At 42.0% G+C, this 19,963-nt stretch carries 14 protein-coding genes; 12 read left to right on the forward strand and 2 right to left on the reverse strand.

The genetic code is table 11. From position 1 onward, the window contains the following. Window positions 1-3: 3 nt before the first annotated feature. Both ACFQZJ_RS15255 and ACFQZJ_RS15260 read right to left on the reverse strand, forming a co-directional pair. Window positions 4-957: a hypothetical protein gene (locus ACFQZJ_RS15255; protein ID WP_379935736.1), complete on the reverse strand. Its 954-nt coding sequence runs from the start codon at window positions 955-957 to the stop codon at window positions 4-6. Between the two features lie 25 nt (window positions 958-982). After that, window positions 983-1,711, reverse strand: a complete 729-nt coding sequence (locus tag ACFQZJ_RS15260) for a DUF547 domain-containing protein (RefSeq protein WP_379935737.1) — start codon at window positions 1,709-1,711, stop codon at window positions 983-985. 273 nt (window positions 1,712-1,984) lie between these two features. Between ACFQZJ_RS15260 and ACFQZJ_RS15265 the strand changes: the two genes are divergently transcribed. From ACFQZJ_RS15265 to ACFQZJ_RS15320, 12 genes are all read left to right on the forward strand, one after another. After that, window positions 1,985-3,334, forward strand: a complete 1,350-nt coding sequence (locus ACFQZJ_RS15265; RefSeq protein ID WP_379935738.1) for an NAD(P)/FAD-dependent oxidoreductase — start codon at window positions 1,985-1,987, stop codon at window positions 3,332-3,334. Window positions 3,335-3,405: 71 nt separating this feature from the next. Continuing rightward, window positions 3,406-4,986, forward strand: a complete 1,581-nt coding sequence (locus tag ACFQZJ_RS15270) for a 4Fe-4S binding protein (protein WP_379935739.1) — start codon at window positions 3,406-3,408, stop codon at window positions 4,984-4,986. A 158-nt stretch (window positions 4,987-5,144) separates the two neighbouring features. Next, on the forward strand, window positions 5,145-5,627 hold the full coding sequence (locus ACFQZJ_RS15275) for a toxin-antitoxin system YwqK family antitoxin (protein ID WP_379935740.1): 483 nt from the start codon (window positions 5,145-5,147) through the stop codon (window positions 5,625-5,627). Continuing rightward, a complete protein-coding gene (locus ACFQZJ_RS15280; RefSeq protein WP_379935741.1) occupies window positions 5,627-6,316 on the forward strand; it encodes a glycosyltransferase family 2 protein in 690 nt (229 codons plus the stop codon). The genes ACFQZJ_RS15275 and ACFQZJ_RS15280 overlap by 1 nt, the downstream gene beginning before the upstream one ends. Window position 6,317: 1 nt before the next feature. Continuing rightward, window positions 6,318-7,802 carry a cellulose synthase family protein gene (locus ACFQZJ_RS15285; protein WP_379935742.1) on the forward strand — a complete coding sequence of 495 codons (1,485 nt, stop codon included), beginning with the start codon at window positions 6,318-6,320 and terminating at the stop codon, window positions 7,800-7,802. 478 nt (window positions 7,803-8,280) lie between these two features. After that, on the forward strand, window positions 8,281-9,570 hold the full coding sequence (locus tag ACFQZJ_RS15290) for an alginate export family protein (protein ID WP_379935743.1): 1,290 nt from the start codon (window positions 8,281-8,283) through the stop codon (window positions 9,568-9,570). Window positions 9,571-9,652: 82 nt separating this feature from the next. Continuing rightward, window positions 9,653-10,246, forward strand: coding sequence for a cytochrome c nitrite reductase small subunit (gene nrfH / locus ACFQZJ_RS15295; protein WP_379935744.1), 594 nt, complete (start codon window positions 9,653-9,655; stop codon window positions 10,244-10,246). Between the two features lie 12 nt (window positions 10,247-10,258). Beyond that, window positions 10,259-11,764 carry an ammonia-forming cytochrome c nitrite reductase gene (nrfA, locus tag ACFQZJ_RS15300; RefSeq protein WP_379935745.1) on the forward strand — a complete coding sequence of 502 codons (1,506 nt, stop codon included), beginning with the start codon at window positions 10,259-10,261 and terminating at the stop codon, window positions 11,762-11,764. Window positions 11,765-11,857: 93 nt separating this feature from the next. Beyond that, entirely contained in the window at window positions 11,858-15,004 is a 3,147-nt protein-coding gene (gene ccsA / locus ACFQZJ_RS15305; RefSeq protein ID WP_379935746.1) for a cytochrome c biogenesis protein, read from the forward strand. Between the two features lie 436 nt (window positions 15,005-15,440). Further along, the gene (locus ACFQZJ_RS15310; RefSeq protein ID WP_379935747.1) at window positions 15,441-16,304 is read left to right on the forward strand and encodes a polysaccharide deacetylase family protein; all 864 of its coding nucleotides are present in this window, start codon (window positions 15,441-15,443) and stop codon (window positions 16,302-16,304) included. A 65-nt stretch (window positions 16,305-16,369) separates the two neighbouring features. Then, entirely contained in the window at window positions 16,370-17,146 is a 777-nt protein-coding gene (gene speB / locus ACFQZJ_RS15315) for an agmatinase (protein WP_379935748.1), read from the forward strand. Between the two features lie 761 nt (window positions 17,147-17,907). Next, window positions 17,908-19,905, forward strand: coding sequence for a monovalent cation:proton antiporter-2 (CPA2) family protein (locus ACFQZJ_RS15320; protein WP_379935749.1), 1,998 nt, complete (start codon window positions 17,908-17,910; stop codon window positions 19,903-19,905). Window positions 19,906-19,963 lie beyond the last annotated feature (58 nt).

Below are 19,963 nucleotides of genomic sequence, written 5' to 3' on the forward strand. Positions count from 1 at the left end.
CGCTTAAAAAATACCTCTAACCCCAAAGTTAAATGTTTGGCCGAGCCCCGTATTGTTACCTCTAACGAAATTAGTGTATAAGACTTCAAAATTCAGTGCATTGGTTAATTGATATTTTGCACCGCCGCCCAACGCGGTAAAATCCTGAGCAAAATTATTTCCAAGGTCCAAACGTTGTGAGTGCTGTGCCAAGGCCAAAACCGTAAATTTAGAACTTGGAAAATAACTAATAAAAACACCGGGGTTTATATTCAGGCTGTTATTCGCAAAACTTCCTCCTACAGTATTTTCATTCGAATCTTGAGTTGAAGCCTTCCCAAAATTGAATTCTGTGGTAAGCTCCGTAAATAATTGCCATTTATTTCCCGGAAAGGTATAGTCGTAAAACAGTCTATTCTGCCAAGCAAACCCATTCTGCTCCAAGAAAATGGAGTTTCTTAACCGATTTCCATCAGCATCTAAGATACCATCTTCCGTTTCATTATCTATTAAAGGAATAAAGAAAGAACTCTGTATGCTAAAATTACTGATTGAAGGAAATGGTACAAATTTAATAGATGGAGCCAAAGCTGTTAAGCCAGATCGGGCAACCCCGGTTTCCCCACTAAAATTAAAAACATCTAAGGCACCTCGATCATCATTTGGAGAACTTTGTATATTAGATCGCAACCTCGCGATAAAACCTAGGTTAAGCCTCTTGTTTTTTCCAACGCCTGTATAAAACTCCAAAGTAGACGTAAAAAAAGATTGTCTGGGTTGTATACCCTCGGCGAAGGTACTTTCCGTTTCCGTATATAGGTTATTGAACCATTTAATATCAACCTGCCCTTTACCTATAAGCTTAGACGGAGTATATTGTTGAATATTAGTTAATTGCGGTATACTGTCTTGTGAAAACCCTGAAAAAAAAGCAAAAAGGGTTACGATAAGAAACGTGTTTCTTTTAAAATAATTCATTAGTGGTGATTTATGTTATTGTTTGTTATTTAATTGACTCGTTCAAGGTCCAATCGTAGGGATAATAAGAGACCTTACTATCTTTTGGCAGTTTTTCGGTTCTATACGTATTGATGTAGTCTACCAGACTCGTACCGTTCTGCGTAAAATCTCCGGTATACCATTCAAAAATTTGGGAAATCTGCACTTTCTTTTTCTTTAGTCTGATGAAGTTGTTATCGTTAAGTGCCTTTACTGTCTGTTTTTGCAGTTGCTCATCCAATGTATTTGGCATATACGCGTTAGGAATAATTGGAGGACACCCCAACCCGGCACAGACCAATACAAAGTGAAACCGTGCCTCTTCCGGGAAATTGGCACGCAGCAATTTATTTTCTATATCGTTCAAGGTGATGTTCTCGCCACCCACATCGTGGGTTATCTTATCAAAAAAACCAGGTACGTTTAAAGGTGATTTTAAAGGATAATTGTTCACTACACTATTGATTACCAAAATATTATAGGTATTGATCCAAAACGCTTGGTAATTGGCGACATCTGTTTTCTGTACGCTAACTTTCTTAGCAGCTGCCACTAGCTTGTTCAATTTTTCCGGGTTGTTTTTTATGGCCGCATAGTCAACACGACCATTTTGTACGTTACTTTTTAGAAAGCTGTCCGTACCGGCGAAAAAATCATTTACACCCTGAGCTGTAATTCCCTGCGAAAACATTACCAGCGCTATAAGGCTTAGATATTTCATTTTATTTTTCATAGTAATTTTAATTTGATCGGTAATGTGGCATCTGTCGTAACTTTTTGTTTAACCCTACAACACCTCTTCTTTTTTGTGATTAATTTAAGATTTTCTTTCCTGCATCTTTATATGAACGCTTCACCTTACTATAAACAACACTAAATCAATTACTTTGCAAACATCAACCTTAAGTATCACGATTTTATAACGAATTTAAAATCTCTTAAAATTACGTATCCCTTGTTAAGTTATTACCTTTAGCTACGACACACCTATCAACAAAACCAATTTATGAACCATATTGTTATTATTGGAAACGGCATATCCGGAGTTACGGTGGCACGCCATGTACGAAAACTATCCGACCATAAGATTACCATTATTTCTGCCGAAACAGACTATTTTTTCTCCCGTACAGCACTCATGTACGTGTATATGGGACACATGAAATTTGAACACACACAGCCTTATGAAAATTGGTTCTGGAAAAAAAACCGGATAGACTTGGTAAACGGCTTTGTGAACAAGGTAGAAACCTCCGATAAGAACGTTGTTTTATCCAACGGAACTAAAATCAGCTACGACAAACTGGTTATTGCAACAGGTTCCAAACCCAACAAATTTGGCTGGCCCGGACAGGATTTAAAAGGCGTACAAGGGCTGTACTCCAAACAAGATCTGGATGAGCTGGAAAAGAATGCACCGAACAAGGAAACCTGCAAAAGAGCAGTGATCGTTGGTGGCGGACTCATAGGCATTGAAATGGCAGAAATGCTCCGATCCCGAAAAATACCCGTTACTTTTTTGGTACGCGAAAAAAGTTTCTGGAACGGTGTTTTGCCCGCAGGGGAATCTGCCCTTATAAACGAGCACATTCTGGAACACCATATAGATTTACGTTTGGACACCAATTTGGTAGAGATCATAGCCGATGAACATGGAAGGGCCAAGGCCGTAACCACCGACAAAGGCGACACGATCAATTGTAATGTAGTGGGATTAACGGCCGGAGTAACCCCCAATATCGACTTTCTTAAGTCTTCCGACTTAGCACTTGGTAGGGGCGTAAAAGTAAACCGGCTTCTAGAAACCAGCGCAAAAGATGTCTATGCCATTGGAGATTGTGCAGAACAACATGAGGCCATTGGCAACCGCAGACCCATAGAGGCCGTTTGGTACACCGGCCGTATGATGGGCGAGGCTTTGGCACAAACCTTATGTGGTAAACCAACGGAATATAAGCCAGGGCATTGGTTCAACTCTGCCAAATTTTTGGATGTAGAGTACCAAACCTACGGATGGGTGTTTAGCGAGCGTTCTAAAAAAGACAACGAACAACATTTTCACTGGCGCCACCAAAAAGAAAAAATCTGCATTACGATAGCCTACGACCAAGAAACTAAGTTGTTTTTAGGCATCAACACTTTTGGAATCCGCATGCGGCACGAAGTTTTTGACCGCTGGCTCACGGAAAAAAGAGGTGTAGACCACGTTATGGAATACCTGAAAGACGCCAATTTTGATCCGGAGTTTTATAAAGCATACGAGGATGAAATTGTTACCAAATACAATAAAGAGCAAGGAACGAACATCGCTACGAAGAACAAAAGCTGGACACGGATCTTTAGCGGGGCAAACTAAGAAAATAGGAGATCCCCATCTTAATCCAAACAGGTTGGGCACAAGCGTGGGCATACTAATTACAGATATTTATGAAAGCAATAAAAAACATAGGACTGGTTATATTTCTAATAGGGCTGGCCATATTTACGATACTTCCGGTTATCGGTACTTATAAACTTAGCTCGGACACCTTTGCAGCGTTTGTGGCCTCAAAAAAAATCAAGAGCGAACTCTTCGTTTCTGAAATAGAAGCGAAGGTAGTAGGGACAACTTTTGAAGGGATGATGGCCTTCTCCCCACAAATAACCGAGGCGCTGGAACTGGCCAATGCATCACATCGAAAAAACAAGGAGTACAAAAAAATCATTTACACCGGCCCGCATGATATGGCCGCGGAGCTGGGCAAGAAATCGGGCGTTGGGTTTCTAGTCGAAAATAAAGGTTTGATGTGGTTTTTGACCTTTGGCCTAGGTATTATAGGATCGCTTATGTTTATTCTTCCCAATGTAATTCTTTTGGGACAAAAAGGCATTAAAAATGACGGCATATACCACCAAAGCAGTACCAACCAAGGGTGGGTCGCCTGGATGGTGTTTATCTTTTTAGTGGGTTTTTATTTGATTCTATACTTCCGTTCGGAGTATGCCGTAAACTGGACCTATTTGGTAGACCCCATTAGCGAAAGCCTGAGCGGAAACCCTGCAGGACATTGGTTCGTTTATGGATTTATGTACTGTGTAGTAATGACCGTAATGGCGGTTCGGATGTACATAAAATACCGGCATAACATCTACCAAGTGTTTCGTACCACATCGGTACTGTTTTTCCAAATCGTATTTGCATTTCTTATTCCTGAAATCATGGTACGGTTACAAATGCCCTACTATGATTTTAAAAATGCGTTTCCGTTGGATTACGATTTCTTTTTTCAGTGGAACTTAAAATCGCTCTTGGCCAGTGGCGGCATTGGTATATTCATTCTATTTTGGGGCGTTTTGCTCACCTTGGTCATCGTACCCGTAATGGTATATTTCTTTGGCAAACGCTGGTACTGTTCTTGGGTGTGTGGTTGCGGTGGTTTAGCGGAAACCTTGGGAGACCCTTACCGGCAACACTCCAGCAAATCGCTCTTCTCTTGGAAAGTGGAACGCTGGTTGGTACATGGTGTTCTTGTTTTCGCAGTAGTCATGACCGGACTAACCTTATATAGTTTCTTTGCAGAAACGGGTACTGTGTTGGGTATTAAAACTTCAAGTGTGCAAAGTACCTATAGTTTGTTGATAGGAGCGGTTTTCGCCGGCGTCATCGGCACAGGGTTTTACCCTATTTTTGGTAACCGGGTCTGGTGCCGGTTCGGTTGTCCTTTGGCGGCCTATCTCGGTTTTGTGCAACGGTTTAAATCTCGATTTAGAATTACCACCAATGGCGGACAATGTATTTCCTGCGGTAATTGCTCTACCTATTGCGAAATGGGAATAGATGTTCGGGCGTACGCGCAAAAAGGAGAAAACATTGTTAGATCTAGTTGTGTTGGCTGTGGAGTATGTTCCGCAGTATGCCCTAGAGGGGTCTTAAAACTGGAAAACGGTCCGGAAAAAGGGCGCATAAATCCCACCCAAGTGCTTTTGGGCAATGATGTGGACTTAATAGAGCTGATGAACGAGAAATAGATCTTAACGGTTAGAAAATAAAAAATGATAGTAGGAAACAGCATTGAAAAAAGAACTGTTTTTACGCACAGGGAGCCTTAATATCTTGTTTCTTTACCACGAGTCCAAAAACAAATGTTAGTATTTTTCAATACCTTCGACCTATTAAAACAAAAACCGTGTTTCGAAGAATATACATCCTATTGGCCTTTGTTTTGCTGTCGGCTACGGTTCCAGAAGACAACACCTACGAGAAGTCCTACTATGAAAATGGCAAGCTTAAATCCGAAGGTTGGCTGCGGTTTAACGTTAAGACCGGCTATTGGAAATTCTACCATGAAAACGGAAGACTTTCTTCCCAAGGGCATTATGAATATGGTAAAAAAGAAAAATACTGGTATTTCTACAGTAAGCATAGTGTACGGGAACAAGAGGGCCATTTTGCAGATGGAGAAAAAATAAACTGGTGGCTTTTTTATGACAAACAAGGTCGTATCAACCATAAATGCCAACTCAACAAAGGAGTAAAAAACGGGTTTTGCCTAAAATATATAGATAACGAATTGACTTCTGCCGAAAAATATAAAAATGGAAAAAAAATTAAGGAATGGTCCAGTTTCGGTGCTTTTAGAAAAGATAATTCAATGTCCGACTTAAAGTAATGGCAGTTATCACAGTAATCATTCCCGCATTTAACGAGGCAGATTCCATTGGTCCAGTTATAAACGAGTTACCCTTATCGGTATCTGAAATAATCGTAATAAACAACAACTCCACGGACCATACTGTAAAAAATGCTCAAAACGCTGGTGCAACGGTACTATCGGAAAATAGGAAAGGCTATGGTTACGCCTGCCTTAAAGGGTTGGATTATGTAGCCAAACAGTCCAAAGCACCCGATATCATCGTATTTATCGATGGAGACTACTCCGATTATCCAGAAGAATTGGATAAGGTGGTAGCTCCCATTTTAAAAAATGACATCGACTTTGTTGTAGGCGCTCGTGTACAAAAGTTAAGGGAAGAAGGTTCCATGACTCCACAACAGATTTTTGGCAACCGGTTGGCCACTTTTTTAATGCGTTTATTTTTTGGCGCAAAATTTACGGATCTAGGTCCGTTTAGAGCCATTAAGTACGAAAAACTCAAAGAATTGGAGATGGAGGACAAGACTTATGGGTGGACGGTAGAAATGCAGCTGAAGGTTTTGAGAAAAAAAATGACATATACCGAAGTACCAGTACGTTACAAAAAAAGAATTGGTGTTTCTAAGGTGTCCGGCACCGTAAAAGGCAGTATATTTGCCGGCATAAAAATATTGACTTGGATATTTAAATACAGTTTAAAATAATATGGCACTAACCATTGCTTACATCATTATTGCAATTTACAGTATTTCGCTGCTGTTGATTTTCTTTTATAGCTTGGCCCAACTAAATTTATTAGTAAATTATTTGGGACAAAAAAGACAAAATCAAACGGCCCCCAAATACAACTTGTTGGACCCAAAAGAAATCCCGTTCGTAACCATCCAGCTCCCCGTCTACAACGAAGAGTATGTAATGGAGCGTCTTTTGGAGAATATTGCCAAGATAGAATACCCTAAAAGCAAACTGGAAATACAGGTGTTGGACGATTCTACGGATGAATCTGTCCTCGATACCGCTAAAAGCATAGCTGCTTTAAAAGAGACAGGATTGGACATTACGCACATTCGTAGAACAGACCGCTCAGGATTCAAAGCAGGTGCTTTAAAGGAAGGCTTGGAGATTGCAAAAGGTGATTTTATCGCGATATTCGATGCCGATTTTCTTCCTGCCCCGGATTGGCTAAAGAAAACCGTCATTTACTTTAAGGACCAAGAAATAGGTGTTGTACAGACCCGTTGGGGCCATATTAACCGGGATTATTCTACCTTGACCAAGATACAGGCCTTTGCACTGGATGCGCATTTTACCCTGGAGCAGGTTGGACGTAACGCCAAAGGGCATTTTATTAATTTTAACGGTACCGCAGGTATTTGGAGAAAAGAGTGTATCCTAGATGCAGGGAACTGGGAAGGTGATACCTTAACAGAGGATTTAGATCTAAGTTACCGTGCACAGTTAAAGAACTGGAAATTCAAATATTTGGAAGACGTGGAAACACCCGCAGAACTTCCTGTCGTGATCAGCGCGGCAAGGTCCCAACAGTTCCGATGGAACAAAGGTGGTGCGGAGAACTTTAGAAAAACCGTGCTAAGCGTTGTTTCTGCAAAGAATATTCCCTTTAAAACAAAATTTCACGGAGTTATGCACTTGTTGAACAGTTCCATGTTCCTTTGTGTATTTATCGTGGCATTTTTAAGTATTCCCATGTTATACATTAAAAATATGTACGGTCATTTGGCTTGGGTATTCGAGGCTACGAGTTTCTTTATTATAAGTACTTTAATCCTTTTTGTTTGTTATTGGTTTACCTACAAGAGCATTCAAGGAAGTGGTTTCAACAAATTTGTAGATTACATCAGATTGTTCTTTACATTTTTCTCCGTGGCCCTTGGTTTCTCTTTACACAATTCCATAGCCGTATTGGAAGGACATATAGGTAAAAGAAGCGAATTTGTTCGCACACCAAAATTCAATATTAACAACCTTACGGAGAGCTGGAAAGGCAATAAATACCTAACCAAGAAACTTTCCCCTAATATGATCTTGGAGTTCGCCTTAATGGTGTACTTCCTGTTTGGTATGTATAGTGCTATTCCATTAAACGATTTTGGATTGTTTCCGTTTCACTTAATGTTGTTCTTGGGTTTTGGGTTTGTTTTCTTTAAATCCTTGACAGCTAGGGCGTAAATACCTTATACAATCGATATTCAAAAAAGAGGGCCAATTGGCCCTCTTTTTTTTGGTTTCATTTTGAATTGTTGGACGGCCTATGGACCTCATTGGTCCATATAAAAATATACCTACTTAGCCTGCTCCAATCGCATATCGACTAAAAATGAAAATCTTTGAATCAAGCACAAGAAGTATGCCTTGGAAACCTTATAACAACCGCACAAATAATGGTCAAAAACTTTCCACAATAGCGGAAAACGACCTGCCAAATAAGAGCGTTTCATATTTTTTTCAAGAAAATTTGCTCCAATAAAACATTCTTTTTTTAAAATAGAGTAACGCCGTCAAGCTCCGTTTAGCTTAATCTCATAGCACTCTAGACTAATCAAAAACAGCTTACAAATCGATTAGCCGGAACTGAAAATATGACAATTGTCATAAGTTTCCCCTGCACTATTCTGTTCCTTTGTGCCATACTTCTAAAGAAGGTGTGATGAGACAAAACAACCAACTACCACTACTTAAAATTTTTCTTTTTATTGCACTATTTGGCTTTGTACAAGAAGCTTTTTCCCAATTGGAAATTAGTGCGGACATACGCCCAAGATTTGAGTACCGACATGGGTTTGGAAACCTTTTTCCGGACAACACCGATCCCGCCGCTTTTGTGGTGCAACGTTCCCGTTTAAATTTCGATTATCGGATGGAAAAGCTTACCATGGCGATAAATGTGCAGGATGTAAGCGTATGGGGAGACACCAGACAAATAGATCCCACGGATAGGAATAACTCTTTTTCCTTGTTTCAGGCTTGGGTAAATTATAGTTTCAACGAAAATTGGTCTACCAAACTGGGCCGCCAAGTTATTTCCTATGACGACCAACGTATTTTTGGTGAGCTGGATTGGGCAATGCAGGGTCGTTTTCACGATGCGGCGCTGTTAAAGTACCATAAGGGTACCTTTAACGCTGATATAGGTTTTGCATTTAGCCAAGAAGGAACCAATTTCGAGAACAACGGTTTCTTTTTACAAGGTGCCTTTACCTATAAAGCGATGCAATACGCTTACTTAAAGAAAACTTGGGAGAGCGCATCGGCCAGCTTTTTACTTTTAAACACCGGTTTTCAAGATTTTACGGATGCCACCAATACGGTACCGGATGGTGTTTTTTACAGACAGACCATTGGTTCGCATTTTAAATTTCCAATCAGTACCCTAAACTTTATTGGCTCGGCCTACTACCAAGGCGGAAAATCCAACGGTACCACTGACCTCAGTTCCTATAATCTGGCCTTGGAAGCGAACTACAAGCCCAACAGCGTCCTATTTGGATTAGGATTCGAAGTACTTAGCGGTACCGATCAAGATGGGGATTCCAAAAACAAGTCTTTCTTTCCCCTTTACGGCACCAATCACAAGTTCAACGGTTTTATGGATTATTTCTATGTGGGCAACCATGCCAATAATGTAGGACTTAACGATCTATACGCGAAAGCAGTTTTTAAGACCGGTGAAAAATCGACCTTACTCACCAAAGTCCATTATTTTGGAGCCAATGCAGAACTAAGCAACAATGCGAATGCATATCTGGGAACAGAGATAGATCTGGTCTACACGCAACAATTGATAAAGGCGGTAAAACTGAATATTGGCTACTCCCACATGTTCGCATCGGAAAGTATGAGCCTCATCAAGGGTGCACGACCAAACGACAATACCAACAATTGGGCGTGGGCTCAACTAACTATCAAACCGATGCTTTTTACAAGCGGCAAGGACTAATTGTACAGCGCTAAAGAGACCAAAACAAAAGAAATATAGGATTTAAAATAAAGTAGCTATTTCATTAACATAAAATTGAGAATTGAAATTTAACGTTAACATATTGCCCAAAAGTGGAAAATGGAGGAAAACCGCAGGTTTTTTTATCGCCGTGGTCATTGGCATAGGTATGTTCATAGCCCATGAGGCCAAGATTACTTCTTACTTATCGGACGACCCCCAGGCCTGCGTTAACTGCCATGTAATGACTCCGGTGTACAATAGTTGGATGAAAAGTTCGCACCGCGAATGGGCCAATTGTAACGATTGCCATGTACCACACGACAATGTGCTTACGAAATACTATTTCAAGGCCAAAGATGGCCTCTACCACGCATCGGTCTTTACGGCACGGGCAGAACCGGATGTCATAAAAACAAAAGAAGCCTCACAGGCGGTAGTACAACAAAACTGTATCCGTTGCCATGTACAGCAAGTGACCCAGACCAAATATGACGGCTGGCTGGAAGGTCATGATGAAAGCAGGACCGGCAGGCAATGCTGGAGCTGCCATACCCATGTACCGCACGGCAAGGTGCGCGGACTTACCACGGTAAAATACAACCTGGCACCCTTACCCACAGATAGGGAAGAAGCGGTCATACCTTCTTGGTTGGAAGAAGAACTAAAAAATTAAAATACAGAGAAGATGAAAAATAAAGTATTGTTTGTCGTAACCATCGTAGTGGTATTCCTGCTTGGACTTTTGGCTTCGAGCATTATCAATAGAAAATCCGAGGCAAAATACCAATATGTTCCTAAAGTGAACATTGCGGAAAACGAACCCAGAAACGAGGTATGGGGCGAAAATTTCCCCTTGGAATATCAATCTTCCCTACAGACCCTGGACACTACCTTCCGGTCTTACCAAGGTGGTTCTGGAATGACGGACATGCTTGAGGAATATCCAGCCTTTGTTATTCTATTCGCCGGCTATGGCTTTTCAAAGGATTACAACCAAGGCAGAGGTCATGCCTACGCTGTTGACGATGTACATAATTCCTTACGCACCGGAGGCCCACAAGAAAAGGACGACGGCCCCATGCCCGCTACCTGCTGGACCTGTAAAAGTCCGGATGTACCCAGATTAATGAACGAGATCGGGGTGGCCGAGTTTTACAGTGGCACTTTCGCCGAAAATGTATCCGAAGTCGTCAATCCTATTGGCTGTGCCGATTGCCACGACCCAAAAAGCATGAAACTGCGTATTACAAGACCTGCGCTTGTAGAGGCTTTTGACGCTATGGGAGAGGACATCAACCTAGCTACACATAACGAAATGCGTTCCTTAGTTTGTGCACAATGCCACGTAGAGTACTATTTTGACAAGACCAGACCCGGCGAAGAGGGCGTTCCCTATCTTACTTTTCCTTGGAAAGACGGTATGACAGTGGAGGATATGGAAAACTATTACGATGCCATTGAATTTACCGACTGGACACATAAATTAAGTAGGGCGCCCATGCTAAAAGCGCAACACCCAGGTTACGAAACCTTTAAGACCGGAGTACATGCAGATCGGGGCGTTTCCTGTGCGGATTGCCACATGCCGTATAAGAGTGAAGGCGGACAAAAATTTACGGACCACCACATCCAGTCCCCCCTTAACAACGTCTCCAATGCCTGCCAGGTTTGCCATAGGGAGGATGCCAATAAATTGATAGAAAACGTATATGAAAGACAGCGTAAATCTTCCGAGACGCGGGAAAAATTGGAACACCTATTGGTAAGTGCGCACTTAGAAGCCGAAAAATGCTGGAACTTAGGTGCAACGGAGGAACAGATGAAACCTATCCTTACCGATATCCGCCATGCGCAATGGCGTTGGGATTATTCCGCGGCATCACATGGTGCTTCGTTTCACGCACCTGTAGAAATTGCAAGGGTCATAGGTAGCGGCTTGGCAAAAGCCCAGGAAGCCCGTGTAAAACTGGCACGTATGCTGGCGGAACTGGGCCACAACAAACCTATTGATATGCCGGACCTTTCTACCAAAGCAAAAGCCCAGGAATATATTGGCCTGGACATGCAAAAAGAAAATGCCGCAAAAGCCAATTTCAAAGAAAACGTATTGCCAAAATGGTTGGAAGAAGCCAAGGCACGGGAGGCCAAAATGGACGATGCCAAGACCGTTGTTTCCACGGCGAACGATTAATGTATAGTAGCTAGTATTTTAACCAATAGTACATAGAGGTCGTTTAAAAGATAGCGTATTGTTTTTTGAACGACCTTTATATTTTACCCAATTATGAACAAATTATACCGCTTTTTGGCCTCGCCCAGTCTGGCCGTTGTACTGCTTTTTGTATATGCAGTTGCCATGGGTGCCGCCACCTTTATAGAGAACGATTTTGGTACCGCTACCGCTTGGAAACTCATTTATGATGCCTGGTGGTTTGAGTTGGTGCAGGTAGGCCTAGGCGTCTCTTTTTTAATGAACACGTTCAAGTACAAGCTATGGACCATAAAAAAATGGCCCATATTGTTATTCCACCTATCCTTTATCATAGTGCTATTGGGCGCAGGCATTACCCGTTACATCTCTTACGGTGGCGTTATGCGTATCAGGGAGGGGAAGGCCAGCAATACCATTATTTCGGATGCCAATTACCTGCATGCCCACATGTCCAAGGACGGCACCGTAAAAATGGTAAAGGAACACCTTAATTTTTCCCCATTAAGTGATAACGATTTTACCATTGCGACCGATTTTAACGAGCAACCCGTTATCATATCCTATAACGAATTTGTAGCCGATGCGGTTCCCCAAATTATAGACAACGCCCCCAACGGAAAACCCATGATACAGATGGTGGTTTCATCGGGCAGCGGTAGGGAAACCGTTTTTCTGGAAAAAGGGGAAATCGAGGCCATTGGCGAGCACCGCCACTTGGTAGGCTTTGATGTTGATGAACCGGACGTTATCAATATTAAAGAGAAAGACGGGGTGTTCAGCCTCTATTCGCCCCGTACCCTCAGTTCTTTCGTAATGGCTACGGAAACGGCAAGTACCTTAAAAAAGGACACCTTGCACACCATACAATTAAAAACCCTGTACCGCGACGGCGATGCCTCCTTTGTTCCCACTACCTATCACCCCAGCGGAGAAATTGGTTTGGTAAGTTCTGCCGAAAAAATAAAGGACAACGACGAGCAAAAGGACGATGCCCTAGTGGTGAACGTTACCGTGGGCGACCAAACGGAAACCGTGACCCTACTCTACCGTCAAGGTTTTTTACCTACCAAACATGAGATTACCGTCAATGATGTAAACCTGTCGCTCTCCTATGGTGCGGAACCCATTACCACGCCCTTCTCCATTCAATTGGACGATTTTCAGCTAGAACGCTATCCCGGTTCTACGAGTCCATCTTCCTATGCAAGCGAGGTACAGGTTATAGAAGGCGAGACAAAAACCCCGCACCGCATTTTTATGAACAATGTACTGGACCATGCCGGCTATCGCTTTTTTCAGGCCAGTTATGATACGGACGAGAAAGGCACCGTTTTAGCGGTAAGCCATGACGCCGTGGGAACCTACGTAACCTATCTGGGGTATTTCCTAATGATGGTAGGTATGTTCTTTACCCTTTTTGGGAAAGCAAGTCGGTTTACCCTGATCAACAAAAAATTAAAGGCCCTAAAAAATACGGCCGTATTACTATTTGCCCTAGGTTTTTCATTTAGCGCAAAAGCACAAATGGAGGCGCCACAGGAACCCGTCATAAATCTACAGACCATTACCCAGCAGACCATAGACACACAACATGCCGATATGTTCGGTAGGTTGATGGTGCAAGATCTCGATGGCAGAATAAAACCGATAAACACCTTGGCCTCGGAATTCTTGCGAAAACTGTCCCGAAAATCTTATTTTATCTATACCGAAAAAGGTAAAAGTGTCCGTTTTAATGCCAACCAGACCTTTTTGGCCATGCAGGCGGCCTCCAACCTGTGGCAATTTATTCCGATTATAAAGGTCGATGCGGATAAGGGAGGTGAACTCTTTCAAGGTTTGGACATTAGCGAGGACGGACTGGTTTCCTTCAAAGGCCTCTTGGGCGAATCGGGCAAATACCTCTTGGCCGATGTGGTCGAGGCAGCCAACAAAAAGAAACCTGCGGAGCGCAGTGAGTTTGACAACGAAGTCTTGGATGTGGATGAGCGTTTCAACATTCTTTTTAATGTGTTTTCGGGCAATTATTTGAAGATATTCCCTAATAGCCTGGACGATAACAATACCTGGCACAGCCATACGCACCACTTTCAGGATTTCCCTAGGGAAGACGGCCAGTTTGCCCAACAGATCATTCCCAACTACTATAAGGATGTGAATAATAAGGACTGGCTAGCGGCAAGCGATAAATTGGCCTATATCAAAACCTTCCAAGATGTTTTGGGCGAAGAAATCATCCCCGGTAACCAGCGGGTAGAGGCAGAACTGTGGTACAACCAGCTGAACCTCAACTTTTGGCTGTTTCAGGTATATTTTGCGCTGGGCGCGTTCTTATTGATTTTGGCAATCATAAAAATATTCACCCAGAAAAAAGGCATCGATGTTGCTTGGAACCTCCTTATTATTGCGACACTTATAGGGTTTATACTCTTTACCGGCAATATCATTTTACGCTGGTACGTGGCACAGCACGCCCCCTGGAGCAACGGCTACGAAATGCTGGTCTTTGTCGCGTGGACATTGGTACTCTGCGGACTTTTGACGTTTAGAAAATCGGACTTTGCCTTGCCCTTGGCAACGCTATTTGCAGGTGCGCTCCTGTTCGTTAGCTATCTGGACTGGCTAAGTCCCGAAATCACCAACCTCATGCCCGTACTCAAATCCTTTTGGCTAAAAGTACACGTGGCCACCATTGTAAGCAGTTATGCGCCCTTGGCCCTATCCGCCATCTTAGGTTTTATGGCCTTGATACTTTATATTGTGCGCACAAAGGCCACAAAAGCGGTCATTAACGTAAAGATCAAGGAGATTACCTATATCAATGAAATCGCCATGACCATTGGTCTTTTTGTATTGGCCATCGGCACCTTTTTGGGCGGCGTTTGGGCCAACGAATCCTGGGGCCGCTACTGGGCTTGGGACCCCAAGGAAACTTGGGCGCTTATTAGTATTATCATCTATGCCATTGTACTGCACCTGCGCTTTATCCCTGCGCTAAAGAGCCGATATGTACTAAATATGGTGAGCATGTTCGCCTTCGCCTCGATCGTCATGACCTCTTTTGGTGTCAACTACTACCTCAGCGGCCTGCACAGTTATGCCTCTGGCGATCCCGTGCCCATTCCTAGCTTTATTTATGTGTTGATTGCGATAGGGGTAATAACAGCTATTTTGGCCTATGTGAGGAAGAACGCTTTTGAGAGGAAGAAGGTGTTGTAAGGCGTTGGCGGTTTTTGATTTGCACAAAACTTGCTGGTACACGAAAGTTATGTGTACTATTAACACAACCGAAAAACTCTTTTAAAATCCGTATTTTGACCCAATAAAACATCAGGTATTAAAATCATTGTGAAACACATTCGAAGACCATTCCTTGTTCGCACAAGCATCAATATCTTACCGAACCGATTAAGCAAGTAAAACAAGGGCCACAGCTTATAGCCTGGTGAAATTTCTTTCCTTGTCCGGCGGAAGCCAGGCGCTCATGCCATACCGATAAAGTAGCACATATAACCGATACACAAACAATAGCTTGGCAGTAGCTCTGCCTTGATTATCCTAACATAGCTACCAGCCAAAGTAAAGCTAAAACCCATTTTTTTCTTTACATTGTAAACGCGTACAATTAGTATTAATAGTTCCTAAAAAAAACCACATGAACATCGCACAACAGTTAGGATACCAAGAGCAAACCAAACTACTGATCATACATGCAGACGATGCCGGCCTATCCCATTCCCATAACCGGGCAACCATAACCTGCCTAGAAGCGGGGCTTGTAAATTCCTACAGCATTATGGTGCCCTGCCCTTGGTATTATGAAATGGCGGTTTTTGCAAAGAACAATCCCCACTTTGATTACGGCATACATCTAACGCTTACCTGTGAGTGGAAAAATTATAGATTCGGGCCGGTTGCACCGCTATCGGAAGTCCCTAGTTTGGTAGACGAACACGGCCATTTCTTTAAAACAAGGGAAGCACTTAGGGCCAACGCCAAACCGGAACACGTTGTCAAGGAACTGGATGCGCAAGTACAAAAAGCACTACGTTTCGGGTTACAACCAACGCATTTGGATGTACACATGTACAGTGTTGGAGCAGATGAAATTTTTTTTAATAGCTACAAAGCCCTGGGTGCAAAATATAAACTACCGCTAATGATCAACAAACAGCTAATAACCATGACAGGATTGAACCCAGAAACCACAATTAGCCCTAAGGACCTGTTGACCAAAAATATTCTCATTGGCAACTTTGAGCTTTTCAAAACAGGAAAACTTAGTGATTACTATGCCAATACAGCGGAAGAATTGGTTCCAGGGCTTAATGTGCTTTTGATTCACCCAGCATATAACGATGATGAAATGCGTGGTATTACGGTAGACCATCCTAATTTTGGAGCGGAATGGAGACAAATAGATCTTGACTTTTTTTCAAACCCACAGCACAAAGCATTGTTTCACCAAAAGGATATTCAACTCGTAACTTGGAAACAAATCGGGCATATACACAGCTAGAGCTATAGTTCTAAACTTAAAACCCAACCTAGCCATTCTGAATTAATCGATAACAAGAAAACAACATGAACAACATAGCAATCCAAGGCCTACAATGGGACGCCAAATCTTCTTTTCAACAAGGCCCTGCAAAAGCACCTGCCTTAATCCGGAAAGTACTTTATAACGATGCTATGAACCTGTATTCCGAAAACGGTATTTCCATAGAACACAAAGCAATTACGGATAAAGGGGATTTTAAAATTTCGGACTATTTTGATATTGAAAAGATTACCCGTGAGCACTTAAAAACAAACAACAAAATCCTTTCCTTGGGCGGGGACCATTCGGTTACCTTTCCCATTGTAAAGGCATATCACGACAAATACCCCAAACTGGATATTTTACATATCGATGCCCATGCGGACCTATACCACCAATACGAAGGCGACCCCTATTCCCACGCCTGCCCCTTTGCAAGGATTATGGAAAATGGCTTTGCCGTAAAACTCGTTCAAGTAGGAATCAGGACCTTGAACCCACACCAAGCGGCACAGGCAAAAAAATATGGGGTAGAGATACATGAAATGCGGAACTTAGATGTAGATGCGATTCCAAAATTTGAGAATCCGCTCTATATTTCATTGGATATGGATGGCTTTGATCCCGCCTTTGCTCCCGGTGTTTCGCATCACGAACCTGGCGGACTCACTTCTAGGCAGGTAATCAACCTTATACAAGGAATAAAAACGGAAGTCGTTGGTGCAGATATCGTGGAATACAATCCTGATCGGGATTTTCAGGATATGACCGCCTATCTGGCCGCCAAGATGATGAAGGAACTTTTAGGTAAAATGATATAGCGACACCCTTGGGCATCCGCATAAAAAAATAAATTAGTGGAACGATACGGACACCTACATTGATTTGCCCAAGTATGACGAATTCTTACGGCAAAAGCTCCTGTTCTAAAGATAGGCATGGCAATTCTATTGACCATACCATTCCAGCTTAAAACTAGCCCTCGGTATCCTTGTTGGCGTTTTGGGCTAGAGTATCAAAAAAGGTTGGTCAAAAGAAATTTCCTCAGCAATAATCCTAAGCTAACCTATACCCTTATACCGGTTCGCGTTTAAAATTCAGCCAAAGAAATTGAATAGTATTTTTGGCCTGCGTGAAAGAAAAATTAGGCATAGCCTAGCCACGGCTTATTTTTATTTTGAAGTAGGATGTAGAAAGACATAATTTATCGGCTTATTTTCAATTGGGAAATGGTAATACTTACCTCTGGTACAACAAAAACACTTTGTTTCCTTTAAATGATGTACTTTAACATAGTGTACCAATTTAAAGTCTAGATTCCGCATAAAATCAGTTTGTTTTTTACCCCTTTGTCGTCATAGAATAGAACCGTAGCCAATGCTATGCTTGGATTTCATTCCTAAACTGAGAAAATAATAATTCAAATTTTTAATACGACACTTAAAACATAAATTGGTATTTCTACCGGAACCATTACGTTCTGCTTTGGCCCAAAGGACAAAAAAAGCCTGATATCTCTTTTACATAGCCGAATTTGTTCCCTTTTTTTCGTTTAATTTTACCCTTTTAATAAATGCTACAAATGATATTACCGCTTATACAAATCCCATTACTTCAGGACATATTGGTGCTATTAGTGTTTTCGGTGGTCATCGTATTTATCCTTCAACGCCTTAAATTACCTTCCGTAATCGGGTTTTTAATCGCCGGTGTCATTATTGGCCCCTACGGCTTAAGTTTGGTAAAGGAAGTTGAGCAGGTAGAGATTCTTTCCGAAATTGGCGTAATCCTGCTACTGTTCGTCATCGGTATGGAACTGTCCATTAAACAACTGGCATCCATAAAGAAAACCGTTTTTTTGGGTGGTTTTTTACAAATGGGAATTACCCTGGCCGCTGCGGGTCTTATCTACTACTTTCTTGGTAATTCTTGGAACGAATCCGTATTTATCGGGTTTTTATTTTCGTTATCCAGTACCGCCATTGTGTTAAAAACACTACAGGATCAACACGAAATGAATACTCCCCATGGTAGAAACGCCCTCGCTATTTTAATATTTCAGGATATTATCGTGGTTCCTATGATGCTAATAACCCCATTGATCGCTGGAGAATCTGGAGATTTAACCACTAGCATACTAAGTTTACTATTAAAAACGGGCGTTGTTATCGTACTTACGGTATTACTTGCACGCTATGTAGTCCCGGAACTCATGCATGCCGTAGCAAAGACGAATAGCAAGGAACTATTTTTACTTCTAACGGTCACCATCTGTTTTGCGGTGGCCTTTATAACTTCGGAAGCCGGACTCTCACTGGCACTAGGAGCATTTATGGCGGGTCTTATTATTTCGGAATCGGAATACAGTTACCAAGCCACAAGCGTAATATTGCCCTTTAGGGAACTGTTTATCAGTTTCTTCTTTGTCTCCATAGGCATGTTGTTGGATCTAACGTTCTTCTTTGATAATATTCCTACTATTCTACTGTTGCTCCTTGCCGTTTTCGTAATCAAATCCTTAGCCGCATCCATAGCGGTGGCTTTGTTAAAATATCCGAAAAAAACGGTGATTCTTACAGGTCTTTCACTTTTTCAAGTAGGCGAATTTGCATTTATCCTTTCCAAAGTAGGTATCCAATACGACCTGCTGGATGCAGAAACGAACCAATACTTTTTGTCCGTTTCCATTGTATCCATGTTACTTACGCCCTTTGTGATTATTTTCTCCGAAAACATGGCCAATAAATTCATTGGCGTTTCCCAAAAATTGGGATATCTGAACAATAAAAGCCAGCATCCAGAACTAGAGGAACTTCCGGGAACAGAGTTGAACAACCACCTTGTCATTATCGGTTATGGTATTAACGGAAGTAATCTTGCCAAGGCAGCGGCGGACAGTAATATCCCGTATGTGGCCATTGAAATGAACGCCGAAACGGTAAAACGGGAACGCAAAAAAGGAGTACCCATTATTTTTGGCGACGCCACACAGGACCATATTTTAGAAAAAGTCCACCTTTCTGATGCACGGGTAGCGGTGATTGCCATATCGGATAATGTAGGGACCAAAATTGCTATAAAAAACGTGCGTTCCCATTCGGAGTCACTTTACCTTGTGGTGAGGACAAGGTATGTAAAGGAAACCTCGGAACTCATAGCCCTTGGAGCGGATATCGTTATACCCGAAGAGTTTGAGACCTCGGTACAGATCTTCTCCAGGGTACTGCAAAACTTTTTGATACCCGAGGACGATATTGAACATATTGTGGAAAAAGTACGGGCGGATAATTACCAACTCTTTAAGGACGACCAAAAACGCGCTACCACCTATAAGGCCAAAAACCATCCGGAATTTCATATCACCTGTTTAAAAATAACATCGGATAGCAATAAGTTTTTAGGCAAACCATTAAAGGATTTAAAACTTAGGGCTAACTATGGCATCAACATTCTGGGCATTATGCGAAAAGATGACATTTTGGACGCCATACGCCCAGAAGAAACTTTAAAACAGCATGATATCGTGTATATACAAGGTAATCCACATGATGTTGAACTTTTTCATAAGGTGATAAAATAACGTTTAAGGTAAATGAAGAGTGGGGCAAATACCTTTTGACAGAACGGGTAGGCACAGG

This window comes from Maribacter chungangensis (genome assembly GCF_042676845.1).
Lineage (GTDB): Bacteria > Bacteroidota > Bacteroidia > Flavobacteriales > Flavobacteriaceae > Maribacter > Maribacter chungangensis.